Genomic DNA, 21,352 nt, shown 5'->3' with positions numbered 1-21,352 from the left:
GGGGCGACCGGAGGACCGGAATGCTGCGCATCGCGGTAGTGGGCGCCACCGGAGCGGTGGGCCGGGAATGCCTGGCCCTGCTCGACGGCGGGATCGTGCCCGTGGAACAGGTGGTGCCGGTGGCATCGGCCCGCAGCGTCGGCCGGGATCTGGGCTCCGAGCTGGGACTGTCCCTGCCCCTGGCGGACCTGGTCACCCTGGACGCTCTCGACCCCCGGGGTCTGGACGTCGCCGTCTTCTCCGCCGGCGCGGAGGTCAGCGCCCGGGAGGCGGAACGGCTGGCCTCGGCCGGGGTCCTGGTCGTCGACAACAGCTCGGCGTTCCGGATGCGCCCCGACGTCCCGCTCGTGGTGCCCCAGGTCAATCCCGGCGCGCTCGACGACCGGCCCGCCTCGGGCCTGGTGGCCAACCCCAACTGCTCGACCATCCAGCTGGTGCGCGCCCTGCACCCGGTGCAGGGACTGGCCGGTCTGGAGAGCGTCGTGGTGGCGACCTACCAGGCGGCGTCCGGAGGCGGGACCCGCGGTCTGCGGGAACTGGCCGACGGGTCGAGGGCCGTCCTGGACGACCCCGGCGCGCAGGGCGCCTCCGGCGGACGGTTCGGGCAGCCGCTGGCCTTCAACCTCGTGCCCGAGATCGGCCTTCAGGACGAGGACGGGTTCACCCACGAGGAACGCAAGCTCCTCCGTGAACCGCGCAGGATCCTGGGCCTGCCGGACCTGCGGGTGAGCGCCACCGCGGTGCGGGTGCCGGTCTTCGACTGCCACTCCGAGGCCGTGCACCTGCGGCTGCGCGAGCCGGTCACCACCGCCTCGGTCGAGGAGGCCCTGGCCGCGACCCCCGGCCTGCGCGTCCACCGCCGCTCCGACAGCCCCTCGTACCCCATGCCCCGTACCGTCTTCGCCCGGCGCGAGGACCGCGCGCTGGTCCACGTCGGCCGCGTCCGGGTCGAGCCGGAGGACGCGAGGGCGCTCGCCTTCTGGGTGGTCGCCGACAACCTGTGGGTGGGGGCCGCGCTGAACGCGCTCGACATCGTCGCGCTCGCCGTGAAGAACGGGTGGCTGGGATGACGGCCCGTCCCGCGCCGGGCGTGACGGCCGGTACGGCGCCGGGCGTGAGCGCCGGTTCCGTGCCGGGCGCCCGGCCGCTGGTGCTGAAGTTCGGCGGCTCCGCCTTCGCCGACCTCGACGGCTACCGCCGGGTGGCCCGGTACGCGGCACGCCGCCGGGCCGAGGCGGGGAGACCGCTGGTCGTCGTGGTCAGCGCGATGTCCGGGACGACGGGCAGACTCCAGCAGACCCTGGACGCCCTGGCCGCCGACCCGCCCGCCCGCGCCGCCGCGATGCTCCTCACCGCGGGCGAGACGGTGAGCGTCGCACTGCTCGCGGCCGCCCTGGACGCCGAGGGCGTGCCCGGGTGCCCCCTGCCCGCGGCGGCCACCGGGCTCCTCGCCCGGGGGCCGGGGGACCGGGCGGAGCTGATCTCGGCCAGTCCCGGGGCGCTGGCCGGAGCCCTGGCGGACTGCCCGGTCGCCGTCGTCCCGGGCGGGCAGGCCGTCGACGCGGCCGGGCGGACCGTGATGCTGGGCCGCAACAGCTCGGACCTCTCCGCGGTGGCGACGGCCGCGAGCCTCGGCGCGGACACCTGCGAGCTCTTCTCCGACGTGCCCGGGGTGTGCACCGCCGACCCCCACCTCGTGCCGGAGGCCCGCACCCTGGCGCGGATCAGCTACGAGGGGGTGCGCCGGATGTCCCGGCACGGCGCCAAGGTCGTCCACGAGGGCGCCGTGGACTGGGCGGAGCGGGCCGGTGTGCGGGTGCTGTGCCGGCCCTTTCCCTGGAGCGGGGGCCCGAAGGGCGGCACGGCCGTCGGAACGGGGCCCGCGGCCGCCGCGGTCGTCGTGCACAAGGACAGCGACGTGTGGTGCTTCCGGTCCGGCCGGGAGCGCCGGTCGGCGGGCGGACGGCTGGTGGCCGAGGGACTGACGGTCACCGAGTTCGACACCGCCAGCGAGGTGTGTCTCGCGGTGCCCGCCGGGGCGCGGGGAACGGCCCGGCACATGCGCACGGCACGGCTCCTCGGGGGTCTGTGCCTGGTCACCACGCTGCGGGCGGACGGCCGGGCCGAGCACACCCTGGTGCCGCGCGCCGAGGCCGCGGCCGAGGCCCGCAGACGGCACGGCCTGCTGTACCCGGCCGCCCCGGACACCCCGGCAGCGGCGGTTCACCCGCCCGCCAAGCCTCGCTCCCCGCACAGCGACGTCCTGGTGGGCGCGGCCTCCGCCCCGGCGCCCCTTGCCGACCCCGCCCCGCTCTCCGTCCCGCTCTCCGTCCCGGAGGACGACTGCCCGGACTGAGCGGGGGGCCGGCCGGGACGGACGAACGGCACCCAGAGCACGCCGGGCGTGGCCCGCGCCGGGTCAGCACTCGATGATGTTGACCGCGAGCCCGCCCCGGGCCGTCTCCTTGTACTTGACGCTCATGTCGGCGCCGGTCTCCTTCATGGTCTTGATGACCTTGTCGAGGGAGACCAGGTGCGAGCCGTCGCCGCGCATGGCCATCCGGGCGGCCGTCACGGCCTTCACCGCGGCCATGCCGTTGCGCTCGATGCACGGGATCTGGACCAGGCCGCCGACCGGGTCGCAGGTCAGGCCGAGGTTGTGCTCCATACCGATCTCGGCGGCGTTCTCGACCTGCTCGGGGCTGCCGCCCAGCACCTCGGCGAGCGCTCCGGCCGCCATGGAGCAGGCCGAGCCGACCTCGCCCTGGCAGCCGACCTCGGCGCCCGAGATGGAGGCGTTCTCCTTGAACAGCATGCCGATCGCCCCGGCCGCGAGCAGGAACCGTACGACCCCGTCCTCGTCGGCGCCCGGCACGAAGTTGATGTAGTAGTGCAGGACCGCGGGGATGATGCCCGCCGCGCCGTTGGTGGGGGCGGTGACGACCCGGCCGCCCGCCGCGTTCTCCTCGTTGACCGCCATCGCGTAGAGGGTGATCCACTCCATCGCGTGGGCCAGCGGGTCGCCCTCGGCGCGCAGCTGGCGGGCGGAGAGGGGGGCACGGCGGCGGACCTTGAGACCGCCGGGCAGGATGCCCTCGCGGGTCATGCCGCGCGAGACGCAGGCCTGCATCACGCGCCAGATCCCGAGGAGCCCCTCGCGGATCTCCTCCTCGGTGCGCCAGGCCCGCTCGTTCTCCAGCATCAGCGCGGAGATCGACAGGCCGGTCTCCTTGGTGAGCCGCAGCAGCTCGTCGCCGGTGCGGAACGGGTACTTCAGGACCGTGTCGTCGAGCTTGATGCGGTCCTCGCCGACCGCGTCCTCGTCGACCACGAAGCCGCCGCCGACCGAGTAGTACGTCTTCTCCAGGACGAGCTCGCCCGAGGCGTCGTACGCGAAGATCGTCATGCCGTTGGCGTGGTACGGCAGGGCCTTGCGGCGGTGCAGGACGAGGTCGTCGTCGAAGGAGAAGTCGATCTCGTGCTCGCCGAGCAGCCGGATCCGGCCCGAGGCCTTGATCTGCTCGACCCGCTCGTCGGCGCCCTCGACGTCCACCGTGCGGGGAGAGGCGCCCTCCAGGCCGAGCAGCACCGCCTTGGGCGTGCCGTGGCCGTGGCCGGTCGCGCCCAGTGAGCCGTACAGCTCGGCGCGTATCGACGCGACGGGGGCCAGCAGGTCCTCGTTGCGCAGCCGCCGCGCGAACATGCGCGCGGCACGCATCGGACCCACCGTGTGGGAGCTGGACGGGCCGATGCCGATCGAGAACAGGTCGAAGACCGAGATGGCCACGGGAACTCCTTGCTGGTTTCACCGGACGCCGTTGTCCGGTGGAGGTGGTGCGGGACTGCATGGAACGGGGCACCGCGCTCTGCTTCCAGTGTGCGCGGTGCCCCGGATGTCCGTACGAATACAGACCGTACGGGTGAAAAACATATGGCGAAATGCCTACGAAACTACTTCAGGCCGGGGTACAACGGGTGCTTGTCGGCCAGAGCGGACACACGGGCCTTCAGGGACTCCGTGTCGTAGGCCGGCTTCAGCGTCTCGGCGATGATGTCCGCGACCTCGGTGAAGTCCTCGGCCGTGAAGCCGCGGGTGGCGAGGGCGGGCGTGCCGATGCGCAGGCCGGAGGTGACCATCGGCGGGCGCGGGTCGTTCGGGATGGCGTTGCGGTTGACCGTGATGCCGACCTCGTGGAGGCGGTCCTCGGCCTGCTGCCCGTCCAGCGCGGAGTTGCGCAGGTCGACCAGGACCAGGTGCACGTCGGTGCCCCCGGACAGGACGTCCACGCCGACGGCCTTGACGTCGTCCTGGACCAGACGCTCGGCCAGGATGCGCGCGCCGTCCAGCGTCCGCTGCTGGCGCTCCTTGAAGTCGTCCGAGGCGGCGACCTTGAAGGAGACGGCCTTGGCAGCGATCACGTGCTCCAGGGGGCCGCCCTGGAAGCCCGGGAAGACCGAGGAGTTCAGCTTCTTCGCGAAGTCCTTCTTCGCCAGGATGATCCCGCCGCGCGGGCCGCCGAGCGTCTTGTGCGTGGTGGAGGTGACCACGTCCGCGTACGGGACCGGGTTCGGGTGCAGACCCGCCGCGACCAGACCCGCGAAGTGGGCCATGTCGACCCACAGGAAGGCCTCGACCTCGTCCGCGATCCGGCGGAACTCGGCGAAGTCCAGCTGGCGCGGGTACGCCGACCAGCCCGCGATGATGACCTTGGGGCGGTGCTCCTTGGCGAGGCGCTCGACCTCGGCCATGTCGACCAGCCCGGCCTCGTCCACGTGGTACGCGACCACGTCGAACTGCTTGCCGGAGAAGTTCAGGCGCATGCCGTGGGTCAGGTGGCCGCCGTGCGCCAGGTCCAGGCCGAGGATGGTGTCCCCGGGCTTGGCCAGCGCGAACAGCGCGGCCTGGTTGGCGGAGGCGCCCGAGTGGGGCTGCACGTTGGCGTACTCGGCACCGAACAGGTCCTTGACCCGGTCGATGGCGATCTGCTCGGCCACGTCGACGTGCTCGCAGCCGCCGTAGTAGCGGCGGCCCGGGTAGCCCTCGGCGTACTTGTTGGTCAGGACCGAGCCCTGGGCCTCCATGACCGCGACCGGAGCGAAGTTCTCCGAGGCGATCATCTCCAGCGTGGACTGCTGGCGGTGCAGCTCGGCGTCGACGGCGGCGGCGACGTCCGGGTCGAGCTCGTGCAGAGGGGTGTTCATAAGCGACATGCGGGTGACTCCTCAGCCGGCCGTGAAGGCGGTGTACTCGTCGGCGGACATCAGGTCCTCGGGCTCGTCGGCGACGCGCACCTTGAACAGCCAACCGCCCTCGAAGGGAGCGGAGTTGACCAGGGCCGGGTCGTCCGCGACGTCCTGGTTGGCCTCGACGACCTCGCCGTTCACCGGGGAGTACAGGTCGCTGACCGACTTGGTCGACTCCAGCTCGCCGCAGGACTCGCCCGCGGTCACCGTGTCACCGACCTCCGGGAGCTGGGCGTAGACCACATCGCCGAGCGCGCTGGCCGCGAACTCGGTGATGCCGACCGTCGCGACGCCGTCCTCGGCGACGGACAGCCACTCGTGCTCCTTGCTGTAACGCAGCTGCTGGGGGTTGCTCATGGCCTGAATTCTCCTGTACGCGGTGGAGTGCTGATGGAGGGAAGCGTGGGTGACCGGGCGGATGTGCCCAGGGTCACGTCCGGGGGCCCGGCGAGGGGCACCCGTCAGGGCCGGCGCCGGCGGGCGTCCGTGTCGTGTCCGGTGCGGACCGGTGTCACTTCTGGCGCTTGTAGAACGGCAGCGCCACGACCTCGTACGGTTCGTGGCTGCCCCGGATGTCCACGCCCACACCGGCGGTGCCCGGCGCGGCGTGCGCGGCGTCGACGTAGGCCATGGCGATCGGCTTGCCCAGCGTGGGGGAGGGGGCGCCGGAGGTGATCTCGCCGATCACCTCGCCGCCGGAGACGACCGCGTAACCGGCGCGCGGCACCCGGCGTCCCTCGGCGATCAGGCCGACGAGGACCCGCGGCGGGTTCTGCTCGGCACGGGCGGCGGCCGCCTCCAGCGCCGAGCGCCCCACGAAGTCGCCGTCCTTCTCGAACTTCACGACCCGGCCGAGACCGGCGTCGAAGGGGGTCAGTGAGGTGGTCAGCTCGTGCCCGTACAGCGGCATGCCCGCCTCCAGGCGCAGCGTGTCGCGGCAGGAAAGACCGCAGGGCACGAGACCGGCGGGGGTGCCCGCGTCGGTGAGCGCCTGCCAGACCTTCTCGGCGTCGGCGGGGGCGACGAACAGCTCGAAGCCGTCCTCGCCGGTGTAGCCGGTGCGGGCGATCAGGGCCGGGACGCCGGCCACGGTGCCCGGCAGGCCCGCGTAGTACTTCAGGCCGTCGAGGTCGGCGTCGGTGACCGCCTTGAGGATGCCGGGGGACTCGGGGCCCTGCACGGCGATCAGCGCGTAGGCGTCACGGTCGTCGCGCACCACGGCGTCGAAACCGGCGGCGCGCTCGGTCAGCGCGTCCAGCACCACCTGGGCGTTGGAGGCGTTGGCGACGACCATGTAGTGAGAGGACCCGGCTTCGTGCTCGGCCAGGCGGTAGACGATCAGGTCGTCCAGGATGCCGCCGTCCTCCTGGCAGATCATGGTGTAGCGGGCGCGGCCGACGCCGACGGTGGCGATGTTGCCGACCAGCGCGTGGTTCAGGAGAGCCGCCGCCTGCGGTCCGGTGACGGTGATCTCGCCCATGTGGGAGAGGTCGAAGAGGCCGGCCTTCGTACGGACGGCGACGTGCTCGTCACGCTCCGAGCCGTAGCGCAGGGGCATGTCCCAGCCCGCGAAGTCGGTCATGGTCGCGCCGAGCGAACGGTGCAGGGCATCGAGCGCGGTGTGACGGGGTGCGTTGCTGCTCATCGGTCTGGCTCCCAAGGCATGACGGCGAGGTCGTTCCTCCCCATCTGTCATCGGAACCTGAGAGGTTCATCAGGACCCCTCGAAACGGTGGTCCCGACTTGCACCTTGGGTGGAGCCACGAAGCGCGGCCCGCTTTTCAGATGTGCCTCGCCCGCGCGGTAACGGGGCCTGAGAGATTCAAGGGAGGGACTTGCTCCTTCGGCGCCCGGGTACACGTACCCAGGACTCTCCCGCGCGGATTCAAGCGGCCGGTATGCAGTTGGCGCGGCCATCATCGCACGCGTTCCCCGATCACGGCAGCCCGCCATCTGTGACACGGCTGTGGCGGTCCGTGCACGGAAAGGAGAAGCGGCGGGCATTACCTTCTCTTTACACTCGGGGGAGAGGGAACTCCATGTCCGAGGAGATGGAGTCCACGTCCAAGGGGAGGACGGCCACGGTGGACAGGATCACGGCGTACGCGACGACCTCGGGTCTCGCCCTGCCCGAGCAGCCCGGCGCACCGGCCCGGCGGGCCCGCGGACGGCGTCCGGCGGCCGTCGTACGGGATCTGCGCGACCGGGTCGGGCACAGCCCGCACGGTCTGCGCTTCGGCGCCCGCGACCTCGTCGTGGTCACCGGACTGCCCGGCAGCGGCAAGTCGACGCTGATGCGGCGGGCGGTGCGGGGCCCGCGCGTCGACTCGCAGGACACCCGCGACCGCTGGGACGGCCGGATGGCCGGACTGCTGCCGTACGCGCTCTACCGGCCCCTGGTCCGCCTCGCGCACTACGCCGGTCTGCGCCGCGCCCTGCGCGCGGGCGGCGGACTCGTCGTGCACGACTGCGGTACGCAGGCATGGGTGCGCCGCTGGCTGGCCCGCGAGGCACGGCGCCGCGGCGGAGCGCTGCACCTGCTCCTGCTCGACGTCACCCCCGGCACCGCCCTGGAGGGCCAGCGCGAACGAGGCCGGGGCGTCTCGCGCTACGCCTTCGCCCGTCATCGCGGCGCTGCCGCCCGGCTGCTGCGCGCCGCCGAGCGGGGGGACCTGCCCGAGGGCTGCCGCTCGGCGGTGCTGATCGACCGGGACGCGGCGGACGTGCTGCGCAGGATCGACTTCGGCCGATGACGGGCGCCGGCGGCCCGTGGGCCCGTCCGGCGGACCGGGCCGAAGACGCGGGTCCGGGGGGCTCGCGCCGACCCGATCCGCCGGACAGGCCCTAACCTTTCCAGCCGGAACAGTGGTTCGAAGCGGACGGTAGACAGATGGACTTTCCGGTACAGGCGCACCCCCAGCCGCACGGCGGCTGGCCCGGCAACGAACTGGAGGAGGTGTTGTCCTCCTCCCTCGGTGTGCCCGCGGGGCCCTCGGCGGCCGCTCGTATCGTCGAAGTGCTCGCCCGCAGCTTCGTGTGGGTGCCGCTGCCCAACGGCGGGGGCCCGCAGAGCGGCGCGCTCGATCTGCCCACGATGGACATCGGGGGCCTGGTGTACGTGCCGGTCTTCAGCTCCGAGGAGCAGTTCCGCCAGGTCGTGGGCACGCACATGTCGTTCACGATCGCGCCCGCCGTGGAGTTCGCCCGCGGGCTCCCGCCGCAGGTGGGCCTCGCCGTGAACCCCGACGGCGTGGTCGGCGTGCCGCTGCCGCCGCCGGCCGTCGCCGAGCTGTGCCGGGCCGGGCGGACCGAGCTGGACGGGTCGGCCACCGGCGGCCGGGTGCGGCTCTTCGAGCCCGACTGGCAGGACGACCCGATGGACTTCCTGGCCGCGGCCTCGGCGGAGTTCGCCGCGACGGGCGTCGTGGTGAGCGCCCGCCGCTGTCTGGCCAGCATCGAGGGCGACGAGCCGGTCATGTTCATCGGCGTCGAGCTGGCGGTGTGGGAGGGCGACGCCCGCGCGCTGCCGCTGGACGCCCTGGGCCGCGCCCTCGGCCGCGTCCCGGTGAACGTTCCGGTGAACCTGGTCCTGCTCGACGTGGCGCAGGACCCGGTCGGCGACTGGATGCGGGACCGGGTGCGCCCCTTCTACCAGCACGGTCACTGAACGACGGCCGTGCCGGGGCGGCCGGGCGGGGGAGCCGGGCCGTTCCACGGGGTCCGGGCCGACCGGTGCGGCGGTTTCCGGCTCCTTCCCGGTTCCCCCGGCGGAGCACGATCGCCGCATAAGCTGGTTTCATGGCCTGGATGAGGTGCCGACCCCTACCGGTGAGCGGCGTCTCGGGCGTAAGGGATGAGTTCGTCGTGAATTGTTCGCGAAGGGGCGGTTGAGGGTGAGCGCGTCGGGCACGGCCGCGGCCGGGCAGGTCGAGCACATGCTGCGCCAGGTGACTCCCGGGCGTTACGACGCCTACGAGGCGCTCCTTCGCGCGCTCGCGACCCCGTCGTCCGGCCAGGTGTGGATGCTCCTGTGGCACGGCCAGGCCGGCTCCCCGGACGCCCAGTACGGGAACATGTCCGTCGACGGCTTCGGGTACGCGCCCTGTGTCACCTCGGCCCAGGAGCTCTCGGCCAGCGGCTGGAACCGCAGCTACGAGGTCGTGGACGCGCTGGACGTGGCCCGGACGCTGTATCCCGACCAGTTCGGGCTCTGGCTCAATCCGCACGCCCCCGGCGGCGGCCTCGGCGTGCCCTGGCTGGATCTGCGCCGGATCGCCACGGGCCTGGAGCGCCAGCCGGCCGGCCCGCTCCGGCTGTCCGAACCCGCCATCGAGATCCCGCAGTTCTACGCCCTGATCACGCAGAACGCCCATCTGACCCCGGCCGTGCGCTCGTTGCGCCGCGCCTGGGTCCAACCCGCCCTCGGGGCGCCCTATCTGGCCATCGGCCTCGACGTCTACGACACCTCGCCGCCCGCCGTCGACTCGGTGCGGGCGATGATGCAGCGGTCGATCGGCGCGGTCCCGGACGGGCTTCCGGTCTCCACCGTCGCGATGTCGGACGAGTTCGACCCGGTGGCGATGTGGCTGCGCGCGAACGCACGCCCGTTCTACGACCGGGAGGCCCACGCGGCCCCGGCGCAGGCTCCGACAGCGGGCGGTTACGGCTATCCACCGGTCCGTGGCGGCTACTGAGAGCGTCCCGAATCGCGGACCTCTCGGATGTCAGTGCGAGAACGGCTGGCATCATGAGCCTGCACACGGCCTTCACGTGTCGTGCGCCCCATGCTGCTGACCTGCGGGGAAGCGGACGTATGTGTCAAATGTCCCGCTTTGGCGGGACTTCGCACCCGTAAGGCCCGTCTGGCCACTCTGGTGTCAATTGGCAGTCGTCCGACTCCTGTTACCCACTGTTCGGATAACGGAATCCCACAACAAGCATCACGGTTGCGCATACATTCCCCATGAGGCCTGGCACCTGATCGTGGCAGCACTGAAGACTCCCCCAACAGGCACGGGGTCTTCGATCCTGTGAACGAGCGCAAGTCGAATCATCAGCCGGGTCATCGGACCGCACCATCTGCGGTCAACCCCCCCGGCTAGCAAGTGAACCAAGCCGCAGACAGCGGCAGGCGTAGGCCGGTCACCACCGGCGAGAGGGGTCGGGTCACTGTGACCGCACCGATCGAGACCACCGCGACGGCAACGGAAGCGCAGCCAGAGGCTGTGCTCGCCGGAGCCGGCAAGGGGCAGATCGAGGGCCGTTCGCTGGGACAGATCGCCTGGACGCGCTTCAAGCGCGACAAGGTGGCGGTCGCCGGCGGTGTCATCGTCGTTCTGCTCATCGTCGTGGCGATCCTCGCCCGGCCCGTCCAGGCGATGCTGGGGCTCGACCCCAACGCCTTCCACCAGGACCTGATCGACCCCAACACCTCCCTGCCCACGGGCGGCATGGGCGGCATGAGCATGGACCACCCCCTCGGTGTGGACCCGAAGTTCGGCCGCGACCTCGCCACCCGTGTCCTGGAGGGCTCCTGGGTCTCGCTGGTGGTCGCCTTCGGCGCCACCATCCTGTCGAACGTGATCGGCGCGATCCTCGGCGTCGTCGCGGGCTTCTACGGCGGCCGCGTCGACTCGATCATCAGCCGCCTGATGGACACCTTCCTCGCCTTCCCGCTGCTGCTCTTCGCGATCGCCATCTCCGCCACCCTCCAGGGCGGCGCGTTCGGCCTCGAAGGGCTCCCGCTCCACCTCAGCGTGCTGATCTTCGTCATCGGCTTCTTCAACTGGCCCTACCTCGGCCGTATCGTCCGGGGCCAGACGCTCGCCCTGCGTGAGCGGGAATTCGTGGACGCCTCCCGGGGCATGGGCGCCAAGGGCCCGTACATCGTCTTCCGGGAGCTGCTCCCCAACCTGGTCGGCCCGATCATCGTCTACTCGACGCTGCTCATCCCGACCAACATCCTCTTCGAGGCGTCCCTCAGCTTCCTCGGTGTCGGCATCCAGCCCCCGCAGGCCTCCTGGGGCGGCATGCTCCGTGAAGCGGTCACCTACTACCAGGTCGACCCGCAGTTCATGATCGTGCCCGGCCTCGCCATCTTCGTGACCGTCCTCGCCTTCAACCTGCTCGGCGACGGTCTCCGCGACGCTCTCGACCCGCGCAGCCGCTGATGCCTGCCGCTCACCGAGAGACCACCAAGTTTCCGACAATGGAGGGGAACCCGCCCATCATGCGTAGGTCTACGCTGGCCGCCATCGCGGCCATCGGCTCCGCCAGCCTGCTTGTTGCAGGCTGCAGCAAGGCCGATGACAACAAGAACAACGACACCACGAAGTCGGCCGGTGCCAACGCAGCGACCACGGACATGGTCAACGCCTCCACGAAGAAGGGGGGCACGGTCACGTACGAGTACTCGGACGTGCCGGACTCCTTCGACCCGGGCAACACGTACTACGCGTTCATGTACAACCTGAGCCGTCTGTACGCCCGTCCGCTGATGACGTTCCAGCCCGGCGCCGGCTCGAAGGGCAACACCCTCGTCCCGGACCTCGCGGCCGGCAAGGGCGTCCCGAGCGACGGCGGCAAGACCTGGACGTACAAGCTGCGTACGGGTGTGAAGTACCAGGACGGCACCGCGATCACGTCCAAGGACGTCAAGTACGCGGTCGAGCGCTCCAACTTCGCGCGTGACGTGCTCTCCCTCGGCCCGAACTACTTCCAGCAGTTCCTCGTGGGCGGCGACAAGTACAAGGGTCCGTACAAGGACAAGAGCGGCAAGGGCCTCGACTCGATCGCGACCCCCGACGACTCGACGATCGTCTTCCACCTGAAGACGGCCTTCCAGGAGTTCGACTACCTCGTCGCCTCGCCGCAGACCGCTCCGGTCCCGCAGGCCAAGGACAACGGCGTCGACTACGTCAAGAACATCGTGTCCTCGGGCTCCTACAAGTTCCAGAGCTACCAGGACGGCAAGCAGGCCGTCCTCGTGCGCAACGAGAACTGGGACGCGAAGACCGACCCGCTGCGCAAGCAGTACCCGGACAAGATCGTCGTCAACCTGAAGGTCAACGCCGAGACGATCGACAAGGACGTCCTCGCGGGCGACGCGATCGACCTCGGTGGTGGCGGTGTCCAGGCCGCGACCCAGGCGCAGCTCCTCACGGACTCCGCCAAGAAGGCCAACACGGACAACACCTACGGTGGCCGTCTCGTCTACATGGCGATCAACACCAAGGTGAAGCCGTTCGACAACGTGGCGTGCCGCAAGGCCGTCCAGTACGCGATCGACAAGGTCTCGGTGCAGACCGCCGAGGGCGGCCCGATCCGTGGCGACATCGCCTCCACGGTTCTCCCCCCGGACATCCCGGGCTACGCCAAGTCGGACGTCTACGCGTCCGCCGGCAACAAGGGTGACGCGGCCAAGGCCAAGGACCAGCTCAAGGCCTGCGGCAAGTCGACCATCAGCACCAACATCTCGGCGCGCAGCGACCGTCCGCAGGAGATCGACGCCGCCACGGCGATCATCAACTCGCTGAAGGCCGCCGGCATCAACGCGACCCTGAAGCAGTACCCGTCGGGCAAGTACTTCACCGACTACGCGGGTGTCCCGAAGTTCACCGAGAAGCAGAACATCGGCCTGATCATGATGCAGTGGGGTGCCGACTGGCCTTCCGGCTACGGCTTCCTGCAGCAGATCCTGAACGGCTCCGCGATCGGTCAGTCGGGTAACACCAACCTGTCGCAGTACAACAACAAGGACGTCAACTCCCTCCTGGAGAAGGCGATCGGTACGCAGGACGACACCGCTCGCAACGCCCTGTACACCGAGATCGACAAGAAGACCATGGACGACGCCGTCCTCGTGCCGCTGACCTACTTCAAGGTTCTGCTGGCCCGGCCGCAGTACGCGACGAACCTGGTCTCCTCGGCCGCCTTCAGCGGTCAGTACGACTACCTCAACATCGGCACCACGAAGAAGTAGCCCCGGAAGGCAGGTGAAGGCATTGGTGCCCGCGGGCTCAACAGCCCGCGGGCACCAGCGCCGATCCCCGTGATCTCGTACATCCTCCGTCGGACGGCAGCGGCAGCGATCCTGCTCCTGGTCGTCTCCGCGGTCACCTTCGCCATCTTCTTCCTGCTGCCACGACTGGCCGGCCAGACCGCCGACCAGCTCGCGCAGCAGTACATCGGGAAGAGCCCGACGAAGGCCGACATTCTCGCGGTCAAGCACAACCTCGGTCTGGACCAGCCCGTCTACGTCCAGTACTGGCACTTCATCAAGGGGATCGTCAGCGGCGCCACCTATGACCTGGGCCCCACCACGGTGCACTGTGACGCGCCGTGCTTCGGGTACTCCTTCAAGACGCACCAGGCCGTCTGGCCGCAGCTGACCTCGCGCCTGCCGATCACCCTGTCGCTCGCCGCGGGTGCCGCGGTGATGTGGCTGGTGTCGGGTGTGGCCGTCGGTGTGATCTCCGCGCTCAAGCCGCGCTCGTTCTTCGACCGCACGTTCATGGGCGTCGCGCTCGCCGGTGTCTCGCTGCCCATGTTCTTCACGGGCAACCTGGCGCTGCTGCTCTTCACCTACAAGTGGCCGATCTTCGGCCGCACCTACGTCCCGTTCATGGACAACCCCGCGCAGTGGGCCAACACCCTCTTCCCCGCGTGGTGTTCACTCGCTCTCCTGTACTCCGCCATCTACGCGCGGCTCACCCGCTCGGGCATGCTGGAGACGATGAACGAGGACTTCATCCGCACGGCCCGCGCCAAGGGCCTGCGCGAGAGGAAGGTCGTGGTCCGGCACGGACTGCGCGCCGCCCTCACCCCGATCATCACCGTCTTCGGCATGGACCTCGGTCTGCTGCTCGGCGGGGCCGTGATCACCGAGAGCGTGTTCTCTCTGCACGGTGTCGGTGAGTACGCGGTGGACGGCATCACGGACAACGACCTGCCGCAGATCCTCGGCGTGACCCTTCTCGCCGCCTTCTTCGTTGTCATAGCAAATCTTCTGGTGGACATGCTCTACGCAGCCGCCGACCCGCGGGTGAGGCTCTCGTGACCGAACTGTCAAAGACCGGCGCCGCGGTCGGCGAGCCCGTCTCCTCGCCCTCGGACGCCCCGAGCGCCTTCCTCGAAGTGCGTGACCTCAAGGTCCACTTCCCCACCGACGACGGTCTGGTCAAGTCCGTCGACGGGCTCAGCTTCTCGGTGGAGAAGGGCAAGACCCTCTGCGTCGTGGGCGAGTCGGGTTCCGGCAAGTCCGTGACCTCGCTGGCGATCATGGGCCTGCACCGCCTCGGCGCGCGTGGCAAGAACGTCCAGATGTCGGGCGAGATCTGGCTCGGCGGCAAGGAACTGGTCAACGCCGACCCGGACGAGGTGCGCAAGCTCCGCGGCCGCGAGATGGCGATGATCTTCCAGGACCCGCTGTCGGCGATGCACCCGTACTACACGATCGGCAACCAGATCGTGGAGGCGTACCGCACCCACCACAAGGTCAGCAAGAAGGTCGCCCGCACGCGGGCGATCGAGATGCTCGACCGCGTGGGCATCCCGGAGCCGGGCAAGCGCGTCGACAGCTACCCGCACGAGTTCTCGGGCGGTATGCGTCAGCGCGCGATGATCGCCATGGCGCTCGTCAACAACCCCGAGCTGCTGATCGCGGACGAGCCGACGACCGCCCTCGACGTCACCGTCCAGGCGCAGATCCTCGACCTCATCCGCGACCTGCAGAAGGAGTTCGGCTCCGCGGTCGTCCTGATCACCCACGACCTGGGTGTCGTGGCCGAGATCGCCGACGACGTCCTCGTGATGTACGGCGGCCGGTGCGTGGAGCGCGGCTCCGTCGACCGGGTCTTCGAGCAGCCGCAGCACCCCTACACCTGGGGTCTGCTCGGCTCGATGCCCCGTATCGACCGTGAGACGTCCGACCGGCTCATCCCCGTCAAGGGCCAGCCGCCGAGCCTCATCAACGTCCCCTCGGGCTGTGCCTTCCACCCGCGCTGCCCGTACGCGGACCTGCCCAAGGGCGATGTCACCCGCACCGTGCGTCCCGAACTGCAGCTGATCGGCAGCGGCCACTACACCGCCTGCCACCTCTCGCAGGAGGACCGCACGCGGATCTGGACCGAAGAGATTGCGCCGAAGCTGTGAGTGAGAACAACAAGAAGGACGGCGCCGGCGCGGTGATCCCGCAGCAGGCCGCGGCTCCCGCGCACCGCGCCAAGTCCTCGGAGAGCAGTGAGGTCCTCCTCCGGGTCCAGGGGCTCCAGAAGCACTTCCCCATCCGGAAGGGCGTTCTCCAGCGTCAGGTCGGCGCGGTCAAGGCCGTCGACGGCATCGACTTCGAGGTCCGCAAGGGCGAGACGCTCGGCGTCGTCGGCGAGTCCGGCTGCGGCAAGTCGACCATGGGCCGGGTCATCACCCGTCTCCAGGACCCGACCGGCGGCACCATCGAGTTCGAGGGCCGGGACATCACCCGGCTCAGCGCCTCGAAGATGCGTCCGATGCGCCGTGACATCCAGATGATCTTCCAGGACCCGTACGGGTCGCTGAACCCCCGTCACACCATCGGCTCGATCGTCTCGGCGCCGTTCCGGCTCCAGAACGTCGAGCCCGAGGGCGGTGTGAAGAAGGAGGTCCAGCGGCTCCTGGAGCTGGTGGGTCTGAGCCCCGAGCACTACAACCGCTACCCGCACGAGTTCTCCGGCGGTCAGCGCCAGCGCATCGGCATCGCCCGCGCGCTCGCCCTGAAGCCGAAGCTCGTCGTGGCGGACGAGCCGGTCTCGGCGCTCGACGTGTCCATCCAGGCGCAGGTCGTCAACCTGATGGACGACCTCCAGTCCGAGCTCGGGCTGACGTACGTGATCATCGCTCACGACCTCTCGGTCGTGCGCCATGTCTCGGACCGCATCGCGGTGATGTACCTCGGCAAGATCGTCGAGCTCGCCGACCGCTCCTCGCTGTACGAGGCGCCGATGCACCCGTACACCAAGGCCCTGATGTCGGCCGTGCCGGTGCCGGACCCCAAGCGCCGCGGTGCCAAGAGCGAGCGGATCCTGCTCAAGGGTGACGTTCCCTCGCCGATCGCGCCGCCGAGCGGCTGCCGGTTCCACACCCGGTGCTGGAAGGCCACGCAGGTCTGCAAGACCACCGAGCCGCCGCTCATCGAGCTGAAGCCCGGCCAGCAGGTCGCCTGTCACCACCCGGAGAACGCCCCGGACCAGGCTCCGCAGGACGTCGTCCTGCTCTCGGCCGCCCGCGAGGCCGTCGAGCTGGTCTCCGGTGTGGAGTCCGCCGAGGTGTCGGGCAAGGCTCCGGCCGAGCTCGCCGCCGAGGACGAGGAGGCCGCCACCACCGAGGAGGCGCCCGCCGAGGCCGCCGCCACCGAGGAGGCGCCCGCCGAGGCCGCCGCCACCGAGGAGGCTGCCACCGAGGAGGCCGGCTCCGCGTCGGACTCCGAGGCCGCGGAAGCCGATCGTCAGGAGTCAACCGGCAAGTAGGCCGTGACGACTTGGCAAAGTCATGAACATGCCCGAACGGGAGAGTGCAGAGTCCTGCGTGTCCGTCTGATCGGAAACGATCGGCACACGTACGAAAGGGACGCGAAATGGCACTCTCCCGTTCGGCACGTTTAGGCTCGCTCGCCACCGCGGCGGCCTCCTTCTTCCTTCTCGCCGCCTCCTCCGCCCCCACCCCCGGCGCGGACGGCATCGGCGACCCGTACTTCCCCCAGCTCGGCAACGGCGGCTTCGACGCCCGCCACTACGCCCTGGACGCGGCGTACAACCCCGACACCGACCGCCTCGACGGCCGGACCACCCTCACCGCCCGCGCCACCCAGAACCTCTCCGCCTTCGACCTCGACCTCCAGAAGCTGGACGTCACGAGGATCGAGGTGAACGGCAGAAAGGCCCGCTTCACGCGGGAGGGCGACGAGATCCACATCACCCCGCGCGGCCCGCTGGCCCGGGGCAAGGACTTCACCGTCACCGTCACCTACGGCGGCGTCCCCGAGCCCCTGAACGGCCCGATCGTCTTCGGTTCCGACTACGGCTGGATGAAGACCGCGGACGGCGTCTTCGTCGCCTGCGAGCCCAACGCCGCCTCCACCTGGTTCCCCTCCAGCGACCACCCCTCCGACAAGGCGACCTACGACATCCGCATCACGGCGCCCAAGGGCCTGACGGCGGTCTCCAACGGACGCCTGATATCGACCCGCGACCGGGGCGCCGAGACGGTCACGCACTGGCGCGAGAGCCGGCCCATGGCCACCTACCTCGCGACCGCGACCATCGGGAAGTTCGACGTGCGGACCGGGAAGACCCCGGCCGGGACGCCGATCTACGTCGCCATCGACCCGGTGCTGGCCAACAGCAACAGCGTCGACGTGTACGCCGTCACCGCCGAGGCCACCGACTACTGGTCGCAGGTGTTCGGGCCGTACCCGTTCGAGGAGACCGGGGCCATCGTCGACGACATGCCCGAGGCCGGGTTCTCGCTGGAGGTCCAGTCGAAGCCCGCGTACTCCGCGGTGCGCTCGGAGACGACCATCGTGCACGAGCTGGCCCACCAGTGGTTCGGCGACTCCGTCTCGGTGGCGCACTGGAAGGACGTCTGGCTGAACGAGGGCTTCGCGACCTACGCCCAGTGGCTGTGGGCCGAGCACAAGGGCACCCGCTCCGCCCACGACTCGTTCCTCGCCGGGTACGACCAGCGGCCCGCGGACTCCTCCTTCTGGCAGACCACGGTCGCCGACCCGCAGCGGGACACCATGTTCGCCTCCGCGGTCTACCAGCGGGGCGCGATGACGCTCCAGATGCTGCGCGAGCGCATCGGCGACACCGCGTTCTTCAAGCTGCTGCCCGCGTGGACGAAGCTGCACCGCTACGGCAACGCGAGCACCGCCGACTTCATCGCCCTGGCCGAGAAGGTCTCCGGGCAGCAGCTCGACGATCTCTTCCGGACCTGGCTGTTCACCACAGGCAAGCCCGCCCTCTGACCCTTCCTTCGTAAGGCGCACACCCCGCGGCAGGAGAGAATGTGGGGGTGTTCCAGCAACTGTTCAGCCCCTCCGTCCAGCACACGCTCGACCTGATCGGCATCTTCGTCTTCGCGATCTCGGGCGCCCTGCTGGCCGTCCGCAAGAACTTCGACGTCTTCGGGATCGCCGTCCTCGCGGAGATCACCGCGCTGGGCGGAGGGCTGCTGCGCGACATCATCATCGGTGCGGTACCCCCGGCGGCCTTCACCGACCTGGGGTACTTCACCACACCGCTCGTCGCCGCCCTGCTCGTGTTCTTCCTGCACCCGCAGGTGGAACGCATCCAGGTCGGGGTGAACGTCTTCGACGCGGCCGGGCTCGGACTGTTCTGCGTCACCGGCACCGTCAAGGCGTACGACTACGGGCTCGGTCTGACCGCCTCCGCCGCCCTCGGCCTCGCGACCGCCGTGGGCGGCGGTGTGCTGCGGGACGTCCTCGCCAACGAGGTCCCCTCGCTGCTGCGCTGGGACCGCGACCTCTACGCGGTCCCCGCGATCGTCGGCGCCACCATGGTCGTCCTGTGCATCCGCTACGACGCGCTCACCCCGTTCACCAGCGGCCTCGCCATCGTCACGGCTTTCGTGCTGCGCCTGTTCGCGATGCGGTACCACTGGCGAGCTCCGCGCGCGTGGAACCGGCGCTCGACGGTACGCGAGGACGAGAGCTCCTGATCCGGTCGGTGGTGGCCGTCGTGCCGGCACCCGCGGTGGTGGCCGTGCCGTCGCGTCCCCCCGTCGTACCCGGGGCCGTGCGCGTCCTGCCCAGGGTGCCTCCCACGCGCGCGGGAGCCCTGTGCCCGGAGTCGAACTGCTCGGTCAGCCAGCGGAACACCTCCGGCACCTGGGGCCGCCACAGTCCCATGTCGTGACCGCCCGCGCTGCGCGGCAGCAGCACCACGTCCACGGACGTCGGCGGTTTGGCGATCGCCTGGATCGCCGCGGCCGCCTGGTACCCGTCACCGGACTCGCCGGAGAAGTAGAGGCCGATCCGAGGGGGGACGCGGTCGGCGCGCAGCAGCAGGTAGGGGTTGTTCAGACGGCGCAGTTCGGGGCTGCGTCCGGCGAGTGAACTGCGTTCACCCTTGGGGTCGTTGTAGCCGGACATGCTGACCGCGGCCCGGTAGCGGTCGGGGTGGGCGACGGCCAGCTTGGTGGCGCAGTGCGCCCCGGCCGAGTATCCGGCCGTGGCCCAGCCGGCCGCGCCGGACTCGGCCCGGAAGTTGTCCGTGATCATCCGCGGCACGTCGATGCTGAGCCAGCTGTCGGCGTTCACCGTCCCGGGGATGTTCGCGCAGCCGGTGTCCGCGCGGGCGAGCAGGTTGGTGCGCGGCGCGACCAGGATGAACGGCGCGATGCGTCCGTCGAGCATCATCGGCCGCAGCTGCTCGTGCACATGGGCGGATCCGAACCACGCCTTGGCGGAGCCCGGATATCCCGAGAACAGTTCCACGACGGGGAACTTCCGGTGCCGATAGGCGGGCTGGTCGTACTGCGGCGGCAGCCAGACGTAGACCTCGGCGTTCACCCCCGACACGCGTCCCCTCAGGTCGGTGACGCGCACACCGCCGGCCTGCCGCATGTGCGGTCCGTCGGCCGGCCGGAAGACCTGCCGTACCCTCGGCAGGGTCTTCAGCGAGATCCCTCCGGTGCCGTCCACGCCGAGGTCGGCGGCCTGCTGGACGTGGTTGCCCGTGCCGAGGAGATCGGCCCAGTTGTCGTACAGGTTGTTGGCGTTGTTCACGAGGACGAACACCAGGCTGATCGCCGTGCCCTGGGCGAACAGCAGCATCAGAAGCCGGCTCGCGGCGCGCACGGGCGCCGGTCCGGGCACCCGGGACCACAGGACCAGGGGCAGCAGGAGTGCGAACGCGCACAGCACGAAGCAGGTCAGAAGGAACGTCGTCCCGGTGAGGCTCATGTCCCATCAGAGGAGATCCGGGACCGATTGGTCACGGATGATTGCGGACACTTAACAAGAAATTGCCGAATCCTCACCTGGATGGCCGGTAGCCCGGGGGTCCGGGCGGCCCGGAAGCAGGGGACCGATGCGGTCGCCGTCACAAAAGCTACCGCTTAGTAATCACTTGTTGTACGGTTCACGCATGGCAGAAGCAGCTTCGGTACAGGCCGTACGGGCCACGATCGGCGACAGCGAGTTCGACCGGGACACCGCCGTCACCCCGCGCGGGGCCGGCGTCTACGACGTCGACCTCTCCGCCGGGTGGACGATCATCACCGCCGTCAACGGCGGCTATCTGCTGGCCGTCCTCGGCCGCGCCCTCGCCGACGCCCTCCCGCACTCCGACCCGTTCACCGTCTCCGCCCACTATCTCACCGCGTCCCAGCCGGGCCCCGCGGTGATCCGCACCGATGTCGTGCGCACCGGCCGGACGCTGTCGACCGGGCAGGCCTCCCTCTTCCAGTACGACGACCAGGGCCGCGAGGTCGAGCGGATCCGCGTGCTCGCCTCCTACGGCGACCTCGACGCGCTGCCCGACGACGTGCGCACGACCGCGGTGCCGCCGGCGATCCCGCCCATGGACCAGTGCTTCGGTCCGCAGGACGCCCCCGCCCCGATCCCCGGCAGCTCGGCCATCACCGACCGGCTGTTCCTCAAGCTCGACCCCGCGACCCTCGGCTGGGCGCTCGGCGCCCCGTCCGGCAAGGGCGAGATGCGGTCGTGGTTCGGCCTCGCCGACGGCCGCGACGCGGATCCGCTCTCGCTGCTCCTCGCGGTGGACGCGCTGCCGCCCACGGCCTTCGAGATCGGCCTGTCCGGCTGGGTCCCGACCGTCGAGCTGACCGTGCACGTGCGCTGCCGCCCGGCGCCCGGCCCGCTGCGCGTCTCGATCACCACCCGCAATCTCGCCGGGGGCTTCCTGGAGGAGGACGCGGAGGTCTGGGACAGCGCCGACCGCCTGGTCGCCCAGTCCAGGCAACTCGCCCGCGCCCGACTGGCCTGACCTGCGCGACTCCCGAGGGCCTTCGGCCCGGCCGCCCCGGCCCTGCCCACAGGCCCGGCCGCCCCGGCCCTGCCCACAGGCCCGGCCGCCCCGGCCCTGCGGGC

The 21,352-nt window shown here is 70.5% G+C and carries 18 protein-coding genes and 1 riboswitch; of the genes, 13 read left to right on the top strand and 5 right to left on the bottom strand.

Going from position 1 to position 21,352, the window contains the following annotated elements; all coding sequences use genetic code 11:
* The first annotated feature begins 20 nt into the window (after positions 1-20).
* Together ACFWI4_RS35010 and ACFWI4_RS35005 are read left to right on the top strand one after the other, a co-directional pair.
* Positions 21-1,070, top strand: coding sequence for an aspartate-semialdehyde dehydrogenase (locus ACFWI4_RS35010; protein WP_387204786.1), 1,050 nt, complete (start codon positions 21-23; stop codon positions 1,068-1,070).
* Positions 1,067-2,356 carry a hypothetical protein gene (locus ACFWI4_RS35005; protein WP_387204783.1) on the top strand — a complete coding sequence of 430 codons (1,290 nt, stop codon included), beginning with the start codon at positions 1,067-1,069 and terminating at the stop codon, positions 2,354-2,356. The genes ACFWI4_RS35010 and ACFWI4_RS35005 overlap by 4 nt, the downstream gene beginning before the upstream one ends.
* Before the next feature lie 63 nt (positions 2,357-2,419).
* Here the strand turns inward: ACFWI4_RS35005 and ACFWI4_RS35000 are convergent, their stop codons facing one another.
* The 4 genes from ACFWI4_RS35000 to gcvT all read right to left on the bottom strand — a co-directional run bounded on the left by ACFWI4_RS35000 (position 2,420) and on the right by gcvT (position 6,889).
* Positions 2,420-3,787, bottom strand: a complete 1,368-nt coding sequence (locus tag ACFWI4_RS35000; RefSeq protein ID WP_385400257.1) for an L-serine ammonia-lyase — start codon at positions 3,785-3,787, stop codon at positions 2,420-2,422.
* 164 nt (positions 3,788-3,951) lie between these two features.
* A complete protein-coding gene (gene glyA, locus ACFWI4_RS34995; RefSeq protein WP_387204779.1) occupies positions 3,952-5,211 on the bottom strand; it encodes a serine hydroxymethyltransferase in 1,260 nt (419 codons plus the stop codon).
* Between the two features lie 12 nt (positions 5,212-5,223).
* On the bottom strand, positions 5,224-5,601 hold the full coding sequence (gene gcvH, locus ACFWI4_RS34990) for a glycine cleavage system protein GcvH (protein WP_387204776.1): 378 nt from the start codon (positions 5,599-5,601) through the stop codon (positions 5,224-5,226).
* Positions 5,602-5,755: 154 nt separating this feature from the next.
* Positions 5,756-6,889 (bottom strand): glycine cleavage system aminomethyltransferase GcvT, encoded by a 1,134-nt coding sequence (gene gcvT, locus ACFWI4_RS34985; RefSeq protein ID WP_385400252.1) that lies wholly within the window; start codon positions 6,887-6,889, stop codon positions 5,756-5,758.
* Positions 6,890-7,035: 146 nt separating this feature from the next.
* A riboswitch (glycine riboswitch) is annotated at positions 7,036-7,132 on the bottom strand.
* A gap of 151 nt (positions 7,133-7,283) precedes the next feature.
* Between gcvT and ACFWI4_RS34980 the strand changes: the two genes are divergently transcribed.
* The 10 genes from ACFWI4_RS34980 (at position 7,284) to ACFWI4_RS34935 (ending at position 18,957) form a co-directional block, all read left to right on the top strand.
* Positions 7,284-7,997 (top strand): AAA family ATPase, encoded by a 714-nt coding sequence (locus ACFWI4_RS34980; protein ID WP_387204773.1) that lies wholly within the window; start codon positions 7,284-7,286, stop codon positions 7,995-7,997.
* Positions 7,998-8,134: 137 nt separating this feature from the next.
* Entirely contained in the window at positions 8,135-8,911 is a 777-nt protein-coding gene (locus tag ACFWI4_RS34975; protein WP_385400246.1) for an enhanced serine sensitivity protein SseB C-terminal domain-containing protein, read from the top strand.
* Positions 8,912-9,137: 226 nt separating this feature from the next.
* The gene (locus tag ACFWI4_RS34970; protein WP_385400243.1) at positions 9,138-9,938 is read left to right on the top strand and encodes an enhanced serine sensitivity protein SseB C-terminal domain-containing protein; all 801 of its coding nucleotides are present in this window, start codon (positions 9,138-9,140) and stop codon (positions 9,936-9,938) included.
* 477 nt (positions 9,939-10,415) lie between these two features.
* Positions 10,416-11,414, top strand: a complete 999-nt coding sequence (locus tag ACFWI4_RS34965) for an ABC transporter permease (protein WP_387204769.1) — start codon at positions 10,416-10,418, stop codon at positions 11,412-11,414.
* A gap of 38 nt (positions 11,415-11,452) precedes the next feature.
* Positions 11,453-13,225, top strand: coding sequence for an ABC transporter substrate-binding protein (locus ACFWI4_RS34960; RefSeq protein ID WP_387204766.1), 1,773 nt, complete (start codon positions 11,453-11,455; stop codon positions 13,223-13,225).
* A 69-nt stretch (positions 13,226-13,294) separates the two neighbouring features.
* Positions 13,295-14,302, top strand: a complete 1,008-nt coding sequence (locus ACFWI4_RS34955) for an ABC transporter permease (protein ID WP_385400236.1) — start codon at positions 13,295-13,297, stop codon at positions 14,300-14,302.
* Positions 14,299-15,396 (top strand): ABC transporter ATP-binding protein, encoded by a 1,098-nt coding sequence (locus tag ACFWI4_RS34950; protein WP_385400234.1) that lies wholly within the window; start codon positions 14,299-14,301, stop codon positions 15,394-15,396. Before ACFWI4_RS34955 ends, ACFWI4_RS34950 begins: the two co-directional genes overlap by 4 nt.
* Positions 15,393-16,745, top strand: a complete 1,353-nt coding sequence (locus ACFWI4_RS34945; protein WP_387204761.1) for an ABC transporter ATP-binding protein — start codon at positions 15,393-15,395, stop codon at positions 16,743-16,745. The genes ACFWI4_RS34950 and ACFWI4_RS34945 overlap by 4 nt, the downstream gene beginning before the upstream one ends.
* Positions 16,746-16,852: 107 nt before the next feature.
* Complete coding sequence (locus ACFWI4_RS34940; protein ID WP_387204758.1) at positions 16,853-18,244, top strand: M1 family metallopeptidase; 1,392 nt, start codon at positions 16,853-16,855, stop codon at positions 18,242-18,244.
* A 47-nt stretch (positions 18,245-18,291) separates the two neighbouring features.
* The gene (locus tag ACFWI4_RS34935; protein WP_385400228.1) at positions 18,292-18,957 is read left to right on the top strand and encodes a trimeric intracellular cation channel family protein; all 666 of its coding nucleotides are present in this window, start codon (positions 18,292-18,294) and stop codon (positions 18,955-18,957) included.
* On the opposite strand, the gene ACFWI4_RS34930 is transcribed toward ACFWI4_RS34935, so the two are convergent.
* A complete protein-coding gene (locus ACFWI4_RS34930) occupies positions 18,857-20,203 on the bottom strand; it encodes an alpha/beta hydrolase (protein ID WP_387204755.1) in 1,347 nt (448 codons plus the stop codon). The genes ACFWI4_RS34935 and ACFWI4_RS34930 overlap by 101 nt on opposite strands.
* 184 nt (positions 20,204-20,387) lie before the next feature.
* Between ACFWI4_RS34930 and ACFWI4_RS34925 the strand changes: the two genes are divergently transcribed.
* A complete protein-coding gene (locus ACFWI4_RS34925) occupies positions 20,388-21,248 on the top strand; it encodes a thioesterase family protein (protein ID WP_385400223.1) in 861 nt (286 codons plus the stop codon).
* Positions 21,249-21,352 lie beyond the last annotated feature (104 nt).

Origin of the sequence: Streptomyces sp. NPDC127038 (assembly GCF_042725875.1) — a bacterium.
Lineage (GTDB): Bacteria > Actinomycetota > Actinomycetes > Streptomycetales > Streptomycetaceae > Streptomyces.
Note: the sequence above shows the minus strand (reverse complement) of the source record. Positions and strands in the feature narration are given on the sequence as shown.